At 52.4% G+C, this 13,188-nt stretch carries 12 protein-coding genes and 1 tRNA gene; 7 read left to right on the forward strand and 6 right to left on the reverse strand.

Going from position 1 to position 13,188, the window contains the following annotated elements:
• Nucleotides 1–396 precede the first annotated feature (396 nt).
• From MWU62_RS09540 to MWU62_RS09550, 3 genes are all read left to right on the forward strand, one after another.
• Nucleotides 397–1,146, forward strand: coding sequence for an electron transfer flavoprotein subunit beta/FixA family protein (locus tag MWU62_RS09540; protein WP_247114628.1), 750 nt, complete (start codon nucleotides 397–399; stop codon nucleotides 1,144–1,146).
• Nucleotides 1,147–2,088, forward strand: a complete 942-nt coding sequence (locus MWU62_RS09545; protein WP_247114629.1) for an FAD-binding protein — start codon at nucleotides 1,147–1,149, stop codon at nucleotides 2,086–2,088.
• Between the two features lie 107 nt (nucleotides 2,089–2,195).
• Nucleotides 2,196–3,038, forward strand: a complete 843-nt coding sequence (locus tag MWU62_RS09550) for a putative RNA methyltransferase (protein WP_247114630.1) — start codon at nucleotides 2,196–2,198, stop codon at nucleotides 3,036–3,038.
• Nucleotides 3,039–3,051: 13 nt separating this feature from the next.
• Here the strand turns inward: MWU62_RS09550 and MWU62_RS09555 are convergent, their stop codons facing one another.
• Both MWU62_RS09555 and MWU62_RS09560 read right to left on the reverse strand, forming a co-directional pair.
• On the reverse strand, nucleotides 3,052–3,531 hold the full coding sequence (locus MWU62_RS09555; RefSeq protein WP_247114631.1) for a hypothetical protein: 480 nt from the start codon (nucleotides 3,529–3,531) through the stop codon (nucleotides 3,052–3,054).
• A gap of 12 nt (nucleotides 3,532–3,543) precedes the next feature.
• A complete protein-coding gene (locus MWU62_RS09560) occupies nucleotides 3,544–3,885 on the reverse strand; it encodes a hypothetical protein (RefSeq protein WP_247114632.1) in 342 nt (113 codons plus the stop codon).
• A 200-nt stretch (nucleotides 3,886–4,085) separates the two neighbouring features.
• Between MWU62_RS09560 and MWU62_RS09565 the strand changes: the two genes are divergently transcribed.
• Complete coding sequence (locus MWU62_RS09565; protein ID WP_247114633.1) at nucleotides 4,086–5,327, forward strand: saccharopine dehydrogenase NADP-binding domain-containing protein; 1,242 nt, start codon at nucleotides 4,086–4,088, stop codon at nucleotides 5,325–5,327.
• A gap of 9 nt (nucleotides 5,328–5,336) precedes the next feature.
• Here the strand turns inward: MWU62_RS09565 and cydC are convergent, their stop codons facing one another.
• Genes cydC through MWU62_RS09585 form a run of 4 tightly spaced genes read right to left on the reverse strand, consistent with a single transcriptional unit; the run spans nucleotide 5,337 to nucleotide 11,093 of the window.
• Nucleotides 5,337–6,953 carry a thiol reductant ABC exporter subunit CydC gene (gene cydC / locus MWU62_RS09570; protein ID WP_247114634.1) on the reverse strand — a complete coding sequence of 539 codons (1,617 nt, stop codon included), beginning with the start codon at nucleotides 6,951–6,953 and terminating at the stop codon, nucleotides 5,337–5,339.
• Nucleotides 6,946–8,661, reverse strand: coding sequence for a thiol reductant ABC exporter subunit CydD (gene cydD / locus MWU62_RS09575; protein ID WP_247114635.1), 1,716 nt, complete (start codon nucleotides 8,659–8,661; stop codon nucleotides 6,946–6,948). The genes cydC and cydD overlap by 8 nt, the downstream gene beginning before the upstream one ends.
• Nucleotides 8,662–9,663, reverse strand: a complete 1,002-nt coding sequence (gene cydB, locus MWU62_RS09580) for a cytochrome d ubiquinol oxidase subunit II (RefSeq protein ID WP_247114636.1) — start codon at nucleotides 9,661–9,663, stop codon at nucleotides 8,662–8,664.
• Between the two features lie 2 nt (nucleotides 9,664–9,665).
• Complete coding sequence (locus MWU62_RS09585; RefSeq protein ID WP_247114637.1) at nucleotides 9,666–11,093, reverse strand: cytochrome ubiquinol oxidase subunit I; 1,428 nt, start codon at nucleotides 11,091–11,093, stop codon at nucleotides 9,666–9,668.
• Nucleotides 11,094–11,276: 183 nt separating this feature from the next.
• Here MWU62_RS09585 and MWU62_RS09590 point away from each other — a divergent pair, with 183 nt between their 5' ends.
• From MWU62_RS09590 to MWU62_RS09600, 3 genes are all read left to right on the forward strand, one after another.
• Nucleotides 11,277–11,915, forward strand: a complete 639-nt coding sequence (locus MWU62_RS09590; RefSeq protein ID WP_247114638.1) for a class I SAM-dependent methyltransferase — start codon at nucleotides 11,277–11,279, stop codon at nucleotides 11,913–11,915.
• A gap of 73 nt (nucleotides 11,916–11,988) precedes the next feature.
• Nucleotides 11,989–12,075, forward strand: a tRNA-Leu gene (locus MWU62_RS09595).
• Between the two features lie 136 nt (nucleotides 12,076–12,211).
• Nucleotides 12,212–13,183 carry a helix-turn-helix domain-containing protein gene (locus MWU62_RS09600; RefSeq protein WP_247114639.1) on the forward strand — a complete coding sequence of 324 codons (972 nt, stop codon included), beginning with the start codon at nucleotides 12,212–12,214 and terminating at the stop codon, nucleotides 13,181–13,183.
• The last annotated feature ends 5 nt before the right edge of the window (nucleotides 13,184–13,188 follow it).

The raw sequence follows: 13,188 nt of genomic DNA on the forward strand, positions 1-13,188 counted from the left end.
ACATCAAGAATAACGTATTTAGAGTTTCAAACAAACGTTTGTTTGAAATTTGGCCAAAGCTTTGGCATTGTAGATTTGTGCTGCGATACAGCCCGCTGAATCGGTTGTAATGCTATCAACTGCGGACGCAGTGTCGATTGATTGGCTCAGGAAACAGGTGTGGGGCGTCTCATTGGACTATTGACCCACTTTATCTTTGCCTTCAGTATTAGTGCGCCGTGACGGATGGCCCCAGTGTGAGGCCGCTGTTTGTAACGTTCGGTTCCTATACCCATAATTCCGGTATATCACCGAGACGAAGCAATCGAAAATGTTCTGTAACTCGCCCGCACAGGGCCTGCAATAGAGTGTTTTTGGTTGAGAGTCATTAACCCATCGTAGAAGAACGAGGAATCTATGAAGGTTCTGGTCGCTGTAAAACGAGTAATCGACTACAACGTAAAGGTACGTGTCAAGCCGGATAACACTGGTGTTGATCTCGCCAACGTCAAAATGGCAATGAACCCATTCTGCGAAATCGCTGTTGAAGAAGCGGTTCGTCTGAAAGAAAAGGGTATTGCAAACGAAATCGTCGTGGTTTCCATCGGCCCCAAGGCTTGTCAGGAGCAGATTCGTACTGCGCTGGCGCTGGGTGCTGACCGTGGTATCCACATTGAAGCCGACGGAGACGTTCAGTCTCTTGACGCGGCCAAGCTACTTAAAGCCGTTGTTGAGAAAGAAGAGCCAAAGCTCGTCATTCTTGGCAAGCAGTCCATCGATTCTGATAACAACCAAACTGGCCAGATGCTGGCTGCGCTGACCGGAATGGGTCAGGGCACTTTCGCTTCCGAAGTGGTTGTTGATGGCGAAAAAGTGAATGTTACCCGTGAGGTAGACGGTGGCCTTATGACCCTTTCCCTGAATCTCCCCGCGATTGTAACCACAGACCTGCGTTTGAATGAGCCTCGCTATGCGTCTCTGCCAAACATTATGAAGGCAAAGAAGAAGCCGCTCGATACAATGAGCCCGGCTGATCTAGGTGTTGAAATTGCATCGCGCCTGACCACTTTGAAAGTTGAAGCACCGGCTGGCCGTTCAGCAGGTGTTAAAGTGGCCGACGTTGCCGAGCTGGTCGATAAACTGAAGAACGAAGCGAAGGTGATCTAAATGAGCATCCTTGTAATTGCTGAACACGACAACAGCAGCCTGAAGCAGGCTACTCTGAGCGTTGTAGCGGCTGCCAAGGCCATCGGTGGCGATATCGACGTACTGGTTGCTGGTGAAAACTGTGGTGCTGTTGCTGAAGCCGCAGCCAAAGCCGAAGGCGTTGCAAAGGTATTGGTTGCCGACAACGCAGCTTACGGCCACTTCTTGGGTGAAAACCTAGGTGAGTTGGTAGCGGAAGTGGGTAAGGGTTACAGCCACATTCTGAGCTCTGCCGGCACCACGGGTAAGGACTTCATGCCGCGCGTTGCTGCGCTGCTGGACGTTGCTCAGGTATCTGACATCATCCGCGTTGAGTCTGAAGACACCTTTGTTCGCCCGATTTACGCGGGTAATGCCATCGCAACGGTTAAAACCAGCGATAGCATCAAGGTTGTAACCGTTCGCCCGACAGGGTTTGATCCGGTTGCTGCGGAAGGCGGTTCTGCTTCCGTTGAGCAGGTAGACGTTGTTAAAGATGCTGGCCTATCCTCGTTTGTTGGCGAGCAGAAAGCTGAATCCGATCGTCCTGATCTTGCCAGTGCCGGTATTGTTATCTCCGGTGGTCGCGGCATGCAAAATGGCGACAACTTCAAGATGCTGGAGCAGGTTGCTGACGTGCTGGGCGCAGGTATCGGTGCCTCACGTGCAGCGGTCGATGCAGGCTTCGTGCCGAACGACATGCAGGTAGGCCAGACTGGTAAAATTGTTGCTCCCCAGTTGTACATCGCTGTGGGTATCTCCGGTGCGATTCAGCACTTGGCAGGTATGTCTGATTCCAAGGTGATCGTTGCGATCAACAAGGATGAAGAAGCTCCGATCTTCCAGGTTGCCGATTACGGCCTAGTAGCGGATCTGTTTGAAGCAGTACCGCAACTTGAGGAAGAACTGAAGAAAGTTCTGTAACTTTCTATCAGGCAACGAAAAAGGCACCTTCGGGTGTCTTTTTTGTTGTTACGTAATAAACTATCAGCATGTGTTTGTAATCGCCTTCCCAACCCGGATACCTCTCAATGACTATCAGTGCATTCGAAGCTTTTGCTTGCCCACTCGACGGTTCTGCGTTGCAGCTAAAGGGCAGAAGCTGGCAGTGCGAGGCTGGTCATAGTTTCGATATTGCCCGACAGGGTTATGTCCATTTACTACCCGTGCAGAATAAACGCTCTAAAGATCCCGGCGACAATAAAGAGATGGTTGCGGCTCGCCAGCGATTTTTGAACGCTGGTTTTTATCAACCTATTGCAGGTGCTCTCAGCTGTGCCGTTTTTCATAAGAACGACCACAAGACTAAGATGACGTGCTTGGATGCAGGATGTGGTGAAGGGTATTACATGCACTATTTGGCCGAAAAGGCGCCCGACACCATCGAGCTATCTCTTGTGGGGCTGGATATTTCCAAGTGGGCCGTGCTGGCAGCTGCCAAGCAATACAAAGGCCCCGCATGGGTTGTGGGAAGCAATGCAAACTTGCCTGTACTTCCGGAAACATTGGACTGCGTGCTGTGCCTATTCGGCTTTCCCGTGTATCCGGAATTTGCTCGGGTGCTACGTTCAGGTGGAGAGGCTGTTTTGGTGGAGGCGGGGCCGGACCACCTTAGAGAACTGCGTGAAATCATTTACCCGGAACTGAAAGCGCCCAAACAGCCTTCAAATGCAGCTCCGGATGGGTTTACCACGGTAGAGACGAACGTTATTCGTTACAGCCTGACGTTGCCAAACAAAAACGCCATTGCCGATTTGTTGGCGATGACACCGCACCTTTACCGCGCAAGGGCGGAAGGTTTAGCCCGCGCTGAAGAGCTTGAATCACTCACAGTAACGGTTGAAGCCAACCTTAAACGCCTTAAAAAGAATTGATCAACATAACAGGCTATTGGTCTTTATCAGTCGAGTCTGAGCGGTCGCCCCTTCCCAATATGACCCGCTTTTCTGCCTTGGTGATAAACAGAGAATCCGCGAGAATGTGAATGGCTTTGTTGGTGGTGCGCACCGCATGGTAAACTTGCTTACTCGCTTGATCGTGGGTTTGCCGGGCTTTGATTGCACTTTGCCGAAACTCGTCGTCCTTGGAAAAGCGAGCGACCAGACTAAAGGTGGTATTAGAAATGGCTCTGTGCATCTTTTCCACCGCACTGGCGCCGCCGGATACCGTATCTTCCAGCAGCTTCGCCCTGTTACGAACTTCGTAAAGATCTAAACGGCGCTTTTGTATATCGCTGTTGACCGCTATGCGGTAGGCGTTGAGCATGCGCATAAGCGTTCTGGAGCGCTGGAGCTGTAAAAACCCATAAAAAAGACTTCCGGTTGCAGTCACCAGTAAGAGCAATACGAAAGCGAGAGAGGTAGTCACAGCGGGATTCTCCTAGCGGTACTCAATATTCAACTCAACGTCGATGCCACGCTCAACCATCTCCACTTCCAGTTCTTTTATTACTTCTTGATAGACCATTTTACGCACCATTACGGGGAGCTTGTCGGCTAAAACCCGAGCAGAGCGGGATTCACGTTTTGCCACCGCAATCGGATTGAGCACTTTTAACGTAAGGATCAAATCCGGTTCTTTATCTAAATCGGACAAGGGGTCCTTCTGTTTGGTCTCGGTGATCATTCGAGCAACGATTTTGCGTTGCTCGATCACTTGCCAGCAAAGAACTCCGCTGAACACGGCGAGAAATAAGCTGAGTATCAGGAGTAAAGTAGCCAATTCATATCTCCGCGGATTCATTTATTCGATAATCAGCAGTGTGCCTTATAGGTGGGGCTGTGCGATTGGCCGTGACGACGACGCTAAAGCGCTCCGTATGAAGTTAGAACATCAGCTTAAAGCTGTTAAGATCCGTTCATTGCGACTCTTAGTAAAAATCGCTCAATAATCATAGAAAAACCTCTTAAAAAGGATAGGTAATGACCAAGCCAGCACAAACCACTTACGACCTGATTGTCTTCGGGGCCACTAGCTTCGTCGGCCAGATACTCACGCAATATTTGTTTGATTCATACGGCATTGCAGGTGAGGTCAAGTGGGCCATTGCCGGTCGTTCAGAATCCAAACTGAACACCCTCAAGTCCGGCTTGGGGCAGGGCGCTGAAGACCTACCGGTTATACTCGCAGACTCAACCGACGACGCGGCCCTGACGGCCATGTGCAACCAAACCCGCGTGATTATCTCCACGGTAGGGCCTTACGCTTTGTACGGTGAGCCTTTGGTGAAAGCGTGTGTTGAGACAGGCACGGACTACTGCGATTTGACTGGCGAAGTTCAGTGGATCCGCCGCATGGTTGAGCGCTATGAGGATCAAGCAAAGGCATCTGGCGCACGTATTGTGCATTGTTGCGGATTTGATTCTATCCCATCGGATATGGGCGTGTGGTTCCTGCAGCAACAGTCTGAAAAGACATTTGGTGAAGCCTGTCAGGATGTACGCATGCGCGTAAAGGTTGCTAAAGGTGGTATATCCGGGGGTACCGTTGCCTCTATGATCAACGTCGCCAAAGAAGCTGCAAGCGACCCTAAACTGCGCAAAGAACTTGCCAACCCATTTTCTATCTGCCCGCCTGAGCACCGCTCAAAGGTACGCCAGCCCAGCCTTAAAGGTGCGGAGTTCGACAAAACCTTCAACGTATGGCTGGCACCCTTTGTAATGGGGGCAATCAATACCCGCATTGTGCATCGATCCAACGCGATGCAAAACGCACGTTATGGCAAAGAGTTCACCTACGATGAAGCCATGATGACGGGGACAGGCACTAAAGGCCGCCTTACGGCCTACGGTATTACCGCTGCCTTGATGGGCTTCCTGACTGCATCCGCGATCAAGCCAAGTCGCTGGCTGCTTGAAAAATTTGTACCCCAGCCGGGTGAGGGCCCGACTCCGGAAGCCCAAAAAGCAGGATTTTACGATTTGCGTTTTGTGGGTCGCACTCAGGATGGCAAAACCATAATCACAAAAGTGACGGGCGATGCTGACCCAGGTTACGGATCTACCGGAAAAATGCTGGGCGAAGCCGGTATGTGCCTGGCATTCGACATTCCCGCCGACCAGCCGGGCGGATTCTGGACCCCGGCATCGCTACTGGACGGTCATTTGCTTGATCGCCTAACCAGCAAAGCTGGGCTCACGTTTGACGTTGTTGAAACTCGCTAAGATGCTGCTTTAAATCGTAAGCTGAACCACGCGGTCGGTGCCCGGTAGGGCGTCCGGCCCGTGGGCCAAGCTAATAACCGCTTTGCCTTCCAACCACGCATCCATTTGCTTAATAATTTTCTCTCGCGTGGCTGCATCAACGCCCGTAAAAGGCTCGTCCAATATAAGCAAAGAAGCGGGGCTCAAAAGTACCCGGGCAAGGGCAACGCGACGTGCCTCGCCGCCCGACAAGCGACTTCCTGAATTGCCTAACCAAGTATCAAGCTGATCTTTTTCAGTAAGGAACCGTTGCGCCAAATCTACCAACTCCAGGATTCTCCACAACTGCGCATCACTTGCAGTCGGAGCGCCCAACAATAGATTTGCCCGCAAGCTATCTTCGAACAACACGGTTTTCTGAGTGAGGTAAGAGCAGGGCAGACTCGTACAGCCGCCACTCGATGGAGTTAGTAGGCCTGAAAATATATCGGCAAGTGATGACTTTCCGCTTCCTGAATGCCCAAGAACACCCACCCGCTCTCCCTTTTTCACCTGCAGATTAAAATGCGCTAAAAGCGGCGCATGTTCGGGATGTTTCACAGTCAGGTCTTTAGCCAGCAGGGCCGTGTCTGCAGGCAGTTTAATGGGTTCCAATTCAGCTTGATGTCTTGTCGCTGCGCAGTCGCGATTTAGGCGCGCAGCAGAAGCCTGAGTGGCCCCTAGCTTGCTGAAGGCTTCAGGTAGCATGTTGTACACTTCTGCGAGGCCGAGCAGGGCGATAGGCAGCAGAACTAAAACCGGCCCCGAAATAATTCCCGAGCGGAATAGTTCAAAACCCGCCCAAAGCGCAAACACTGCAGCTAGATTTACTAATAAAAGGGAGCCAGCCTGATGCCATCCGGTACGGGAGTCGGCTTTTACCTGCTCTGACGACACCTGATGCGCCTGCCGTAAAAGCCACGCGCCGTGTTTGCCCGTGCGGCCCGCTGCGGTAAGTTCCGCAAAGCCTTCCAAGTGCTCTACAACCGCCATCAGTAGCGCTTCTTGTTGATCACTTTGGCGAGAGGAGGTTTTTACGGTTCGCACATAAACAACCAGCGTTGCCAGCAGAAATGCTGCGCTGAGTATGAGTGCAATGCCTACAGCAATCTGAATATTAAACAGTAACCAAGCCAGCCCGAAGACCAACAGCGTTACAAACGCTGCTAAGCCCGCGGGAGCAATCAGGCGCAAGTACACAGTATCCAACGCATCAACATCGCTGGTCAGTCTGGATAGCCATTGGGCTCCGGTTAGCTCCCGTCTCTGGCCGCGACCGGTAGCCGCAAGCTTACGGAATAGTGCTACGCGAATGTCCGTTAACAGCCTGAGCACGGTATCGTGGTTATAAAGTCGCTCCACATAGCGGGAAACTGTTCGGGATACGGCGAAAAAACGAATACCCCCGCCGGGTACATACAGATTTATTGTGGCGGGTAGGCTGGCTGCCAGAAGAATGCCCACTAGGGCGGTTTCAGTGATAAACCACCCGGAAAGCGCAAGCAAACCAAGCCCGGAGAGCAGGGCGGCTAACATCAGCAAAGCGCCGACAAAAAGCCGTCCCGGGCGGCGGTAGATCAACTTTAGCCAGGGTTTTAATTCAAACATCGTTAACCTCCCCGGCGGACACCAGCAGTACCCGGTTAGCGAGTGCCAAGAGCGCCTGATGATGGGTAGAAAAAATCAATGTTTTTCCGGCTAGAGCAAGCTTGTGGAGCGCCTCCAGTACAAAAATTTCACTGTCGCTGTCGAGGCCGGCAGTGGGCTCATCCAGTAGAATTACATCGTAATTGGCCACAAAAATCCGCGCCAAACTCAAGCGCCGGGCTTGGCCCCCGGATAAGCCTTGGCCATCTTCTGCAACCTTGCTGTAAATCCCGTCTTCCCGACTGTCTAGCAAGGAGCCAAGGCCAACATTTCTCAATGCGGTTTCGATCGCCACATCGGACGAGCTCGGGCTGGTTAACCGAAGGTTGTCGGCCCAAGTACCCTGCACAAGAAAGCCGCTCTGGCCGAGCCAGCCGAAGGCAAAGCTTCCGGATGGCTTGCCAAACAAGTGAACTTCGCCGCTGTTTGGCGTAAGAAACCCTGCCAGAAGATTCAAAAGCGTGGATTTCCCACCGCCGGATGGGCCTGTTAGCGCAATAACATCGCCTTTGTCGATGACCAAAGATACATCGTTCAGAACTTTGTGGTCTGAACGAAAAGCCAGAGATACAGCTCTAAACTCAATCGTTTCGGCGTGGGCAATGGAGGCGGGAGGCATAGGTGCATTATCATGATCTTCGATCTCTGCGCTTGCTGCAGGCTCAGGCGGTTCCACTTCACCCAATCTGGCCAAAATCTCCGCGCCAGCGCCAAGGGCAGCTGCCCGGTCATGATAATGCTGCGAAAGCGTGCGCAAGGGCTGAAAGAACTCGGGCGCAAGCAGCAAAATCAAAAGCCCGGAGAAGAGGGTTAAATCAGAAGACGGGCCGTAGGTGATATAGCCCAGAAGACCAAAACCAATGTAAATGGCGATAACGGCAATGGCCACAGAGGCGAAAAACTCCAGAACCGCCGAGGATAAAAACGCAACGCGCAGTGTTTTCAGGGTAATTTTACGGTAGTGGTCTGACCGCTGCTCAATCACCTGTGCTGCACTTTCGGTTTGCCCAAACAGTTGCAGAGTGGTTAAGCCGCGCACTTTATCCAAAAACTGCCCAGACAACCTGCTGATGGTTTCGAAATGCTGCTGATTAAGCTTTTCCGCACCCATACCCACAAGCGCCATAAAAAAGGGAATCAAAGGCGCGGAAAGAAGCAAAAAGATCCCGGCAAGCCAGTCGAGATAGAACACCAGCGCTAGAATTAGAAGCGGAACAACAAGTGATAGCGCCACCTGAGGCAGAAAGCGGGCGAAGTACCCATGCAAAGCGTCAACGTGGTCTATCCATTCCCGGGCTAAGCTGCCCGCAGAGATTTGCCCCAGCTCTAGAGGGCCGCTGTTGCGCCAATGTTGATGAATCTGCCTTCGGGCAGTGCGGCGCACCTGTTGGCTGCATTGAGCCGCTAGGTGGGCCTGAGCACCTTGAGCAATCGCCCTAACCACAATGGCCAGTACAAGCCCAACGAAAAAAGGCGCCAGCACCGAAGCTGACGCTTTTTCAATAACCCCAAGATGAACAATGTGCGCCAAAAAGACCATCTGTACGATAGTCGCTACGCCCGCGAGAGTTCCCGCAGCAACCGTACCCTGAATCCAGCGCCGGTTGCCGCTTGTAAGCCCTGAAAGCCAGCGCCGGACTGCGCGCTGGTCAAGAGCTGGACTGGACACTTAGTGATATCCCTCCCCGGCGCGTACCTTACCCCGGAACACCCAATAGGTCCAGGCGGTATACGCCAGCACAAAAGGAATCACGATCAACAGGCCGATTAGTAGGAACAGCTGCGAATCGTATGCCGATGCGGCGTCCCATAGCGTGTAGTCGGGTGGTACAAGATATGGCCAACGGCTGACGATCAACCCAAGATAGGTCGTAATAAATAATCCCATCGTGGCCACAAACGGCATACCCTCAAAACGGTTGCGTACCGACCGGAAGATCTGGAAAGCGCAAAGCAGAGTCAGCGCAGGAAATACCCAGATTATGCTCAGGTTAGAGAACCAGCGTTCCCGAACCATATCGTCAATAAACGGTGTCCAAACACTGATAATACCGAATACAACAAGCACGGCCGCCAACAGGGGCAGGGTGATTTTATAGGCCCACTCCTGTAACCGGCCTTCGGTTTTCATAATCAACCAGGTAGACCCCAGCAGCGCGTAACCTGCAAGCAGGCCAAGCCCAGTCAGCACAGTAAAGGGAGTAAGCCAATCCAAGGCGCCACCTGTGAACACGCCGTTAGCTGTTTCATAGCCCTCTATGTATGTGCCAACAACAACGCCCTGAGCGAACGCTGCCACGGTAGAGCCACCTGCAAATGCCCAGTTCCAAAGATAACGAGAACTGCGGGCCTTGAAGCGGAACTCAAAGGCAATACCGCGGAAGATCAGGCCAGCGAGCATTAAGAACACACCAATGTACAAGGCCGGTAGCAGAATGCTGTATACCAGCGGGAAGGCCCCCAAAAGCCCGGCGCCGCCTAGTACCAGCCAGGTTTCGTTGCCGTCCCATACGGGCGCAACAGAGTTCATCATAACGTCGCGATCTTGCTCTGACGGTGCAAAAGGAAACAGAATTCCCACGCCCAGATCAAAGCCATCCATCAGCACATACATGATGACGCCAAAACCGATAATAAATGCCCAAGCCAATGCTAGATCAAGCAGTTCCATAATCAGTGCCCTCCCTGTTTGGTCGGCTGTTCATTCGAGTCGTGAAGCTCAAACTTGGTGTGCGCCGCAGACATAGGCCGCTTAGGGCGTTCCGACTGTATATCCGGCTCATGTTGAGAGCTTTCCATTCCTTCGTACAACACACGCATCAGGTAATAAACACCCGCGGTGAAAACCAACGAATACACAACCACGTAGCCAATCAGCGTAAACAGCGCCATGCCGCCAGTCAGCGATGGTGTAACAGCTTCTGCCTGAGTCATCATGCCGTAAACAAGCCAGGGGGCTCGCCCAACCTCCGTTACAAACCAACCGGTCAGCACCGCTATGAATGGAGCAACACTCATAAAACGCATGCTCTGCAGGAACCAGCGGGAGCGCCAATAGCGGTCACCAAAGCGCAAAGCAAGGCCGGTAAGAGCGCACAAAATCATCAGCATTCCTAGCCCAACCATGATTCGGAAAGACCAGAACACGATGGCAACCGGCGGTTGCTCTTCTACAGCAACCTCCTTGAGGCCGGGGATTTCTCCATCCCACTCATGGGTCAGGATAAGGCTGGCTAGCCCGGGAATGCCAATTTCATAAAGGTTTCTCTGGTTTTCCTGATCCGGAATGGCGAAGAGTAGCAACGGAACATTCCGGGACGTTTCCCAGTTTCCTTCCATTGCAGCGACTTTTGTTGGCTGGTGTTCAAGGGTATTAAGCCCGTGGAAATCACCAACCACCAACTGCGTGGGTGCCAGAATAAGCAGCAGCCAAAGGCACATAGAAAGCGCCTTGCGGTTTGCTTCCACCTCACGACCTTTCAGCAGGTACCAAGCGCTAACGCCTGCTACAACAAAACCACCGGTAAGGAATGAAGCAATCACCTTGTGAGCAAAGCGGAACTGGAATGACGGGTTGAAGATTGCCTCGCTCCAAGAGGTGACATGGAAAATGCCATCCCTTAATTCGGTGCCCGCCGGAGTTTGCATCCAACTGTTTGCGGAGAGGATCCAGAACGATGATATGAAGGTGCCAGTAGCCACCATAATAGCGGCAAACAGGTGAACGCCGGGTGGAACCCTGTCTCGGCCGAATAGAAGTACACCAAGGAAAGCCGCTTCAAGGAAGAAGGCTGTAATAACTTCATAGCTCAGCATTGGGCCAAGAAAGTTAGCAGAGGCTTGAGAAAAGTTACTCCAGTTGGTGCCGAACTGGAACGACATTACGATGCCCGAAACCACCCCCATCCCGAACACAACCGCAAACACAGTGGTCCAGAACGAGGACAGCTTCACCCAAACCGGATTTTTGGTTTTGAAGGCAAGCCCTTCGAGTACGGCAATATAGGAAGCAAGACCGATGGTGAACACCGGAAAAATGGCGTGAAATGACACGACAAAAGCGAACTGGATTCGCGATAGGATGAGAGGATCTAGTTCCATAGGAACCCCCGGTAAGGTTAACGTTACAACAAGCGAGCACTGCATACCCGCCCAACCGCTGCTTAAGCGTGAATTGTTATATTGTTATTACCAGCAGGTATAGAGCATGCTACCGGATATCATAGCAAATCCGATAGGGCAGATTGTCGCACCCATTGATTAAAAACAAGTATGGTGAAACGCATGAGCTTTTACGAAGAACGCATCCTGCCGCACGTTATAAACAAAGCCTGCTCGTTGGGGCAAGTTATGAAGCTGCGCAGCCAGATAGTGCCAAGGGCAAAAGGGCGTGTTTTGGAAGTGGGGATGGGCTCTGGAATCAATCTCGAATTCTACAATCCGGACCAGATAGACATGGTCTACGGACTGGAGCCCTCCGAGGGCATGCGCCGCAAAGCCCTGCCGAACATAAACCGTTCACCTGTCCACGTGGAGTGGTTGGGACTGCCGGGGGAACAAATTCCTTTGCAAGACAACAGCGTGGATACGGTTCTACTTACCTTCACTCTATGCACCATTCCCGATTGGCACGCAGCACTGTTGCAAATGAAGCGCGTGCTGAAGCCCGGAGGAGAGCTCTTGTTTCTTGAGCACGGCGAATCACCCCATGAAAACACCCGCAAATGGCAGAACCGCATAAACCCCGGCTGGAAAAAGCTGGCAGGCGGCTGCAATCTGAATCGCCATATCGCCGATCTGATACGCCACGCAGGGTTTGAGCTGAAAGAGTTGGAAAACCTCTATATGCCGAACGCACCAAAAATAGCTGGTTATGTATACAAAGGCGTCGCTCGCAAGCCGAAAACAGAAGGGAGTCACTGACTAAGGGTATTTTGAATTGCGTTATCGTCCATGGCCTTATACAATTCCGGCCCTCAAAACTTCCCCCCCGAATGCTCCGGTGGTGGAATTGGTAGACACAAGAGACTTAAAATCTCTCGACCTCACGGTCGTGCCGGTTCGATTCCGGCCCGGAGCACCAATTATCTTAATTGCTTGCTACACCTGTTATTTATCAAATAACCTGCTTGCCGCTGTTCGAGAGTGTCGATAACCTGTGAACTTCACAATAAAAACGACGGATTGATGTGCGGACTAACGGGCTATAGTGTCAAACCATGGCAACAGACAGGCAACCGATCTCTCTTCTGTTAAACGACGCTTCAGAACAGGCTGCCGCCCAACCGTGGCTTGATCTGGAAATACACCAGCTGAGTCCGGGCGCCTATGAGGGACACTGCACCATCCAGACACTGGATGGGATGCACTTGGTGCACGAGCGCCAGAACCAATCCGTCCATAAGAGCGGCGTCACTCGGGGCAACCTATGCGCCATTTCCATAGCCAGTAAGGCCACCCCGGGAATGCGCTTTTCCCAGTTTGCGAGCCCGGTGGACTCTTGGATCTATTTTCTGCCCGGGCAAGCGGAGCTCGACGTCAACACAGTCGACAACAGTGAAACCTTTTACCTATGCCTAGATCAGGATGCACTGATCAGAGACATGCACCGGCTCAACCCGGCTAACGGACAAGACCTTGCCGGTGGCCCGCAGGCGTTCAACAGTGCTCAAACCGCGAGACTGGCAATCAATTTCAGCAGAGTGCTTCAGCACAGTCGTAAAGAGGGGGGTGTCCTATCACCCAACTGTGCCAGTTTGCTGAGAGATAGCGTACTAAATGCGCTTAATGACGCAACGGATGTAGCCAAGGTTAACAGGCGCGTCCAGTCCGGGTGGCGAACCCATCGGCTCGTATCGGCCGCGCGTGAATACATTGATGCCTGCCTTAAAACCGGCAGGGTGCCGTCTATTGCAGAGATCTGCGTTGCAACCAGCGCATCGGAGCGGTCCCTCCAGTATGCCTTTCGCAATTTCTTGCAGCTTACCCCCGTTGCGTATCTGCGCACGCTTCGCCTCAACAGGGTACGTGCCGACCTGCTCGCAGCAACGCCCTCGCACACTACCGTCACATTGATTGCCATGCGCTGGGGTTTTGTGCATCTGGGTGATTTTTCCAGAGACTACCGGTGCCTGTTCGGTGAGCCCCCCTCTGAAACCCTGGCCCAAGCCCCTCTTTATTCAGCGCTTTAGAAGGT

Origin of the sequence: Marinobacter sp. S6332 (assembly GCF_023016045.1) — a bacterium.
Lineage (GTDB): Bacteria > Pseudomonadota > Gammaproteobacteria > Pseudomonadales > Oleiphilaceae > Marinobacter.

Excerpts from the sequence above, each read along its gene's own strand:
- MWU62_RS09540 (WP_247114628.1), top strand. The coding sequence starts at position 397 with ATGAAGGTTCTGGTCGCTGTAAAACGAGTAATCGACTACAACGTAAAG.
- MWU62_RS09545 (WP_247114629.1), top strand. The coding sequence starts at position 1,147 with ATGAGCATCCTTGTAATTGCTGAACACGACAACAGCAGCCTGAAGCAG.
- MWU62_RS09550 (WP_247114630.1), top strand. The coding sequence starts at position 2,196 with ATGACTATCAGTGCATTCGAAGCTTTTGCTTGCCCACTCGACGGTTCT.
- MWU62_RS09565 (WP_247114633.1), top strand. The coding sequence starts at position 4,086 with ATGACCAAGCCAGCACAAACCACTTACGACCTGATTGTCTTCGGGGCC.
- cydC (WP_247114634.1), bottom strand. The coding sequence starts at position 6,953 with ATGTTTGAATTAAAACCCTGGCTAAAGTTGATCTACCGCCGCCCGGGA.
- cydB (WP_247114636.1), bottom strand. The coding sequence starts at position 9,663 with ATGGAACTGCTTGATCTAGCATTGGCTTGGGCATTTATTATCGGTTTT.
- MWU62_RS09585 (WP_247114637.1), bottom strand. The coding sequence starts at position 11,093 with ATGGAACTAGATCCTCTCATCCTATCGCGAATCCAGTTCGCTTTTGTC.
- MWU62_RS09590 (WP_247114638.1), top strand. The coding sequence starts at position 11,277 with ATGAGCTTTTACGAAGAACGCATCCTGCCGCACGTTATAAACAAAGCC.
- MWU62_RS09600 (WP_247114639.1), top strand. The coding sequence starts at position 12,212 with ATGGCAACAGACAGGCAACCGATCTCTCTTCTGTTAAACGACGCTTCA.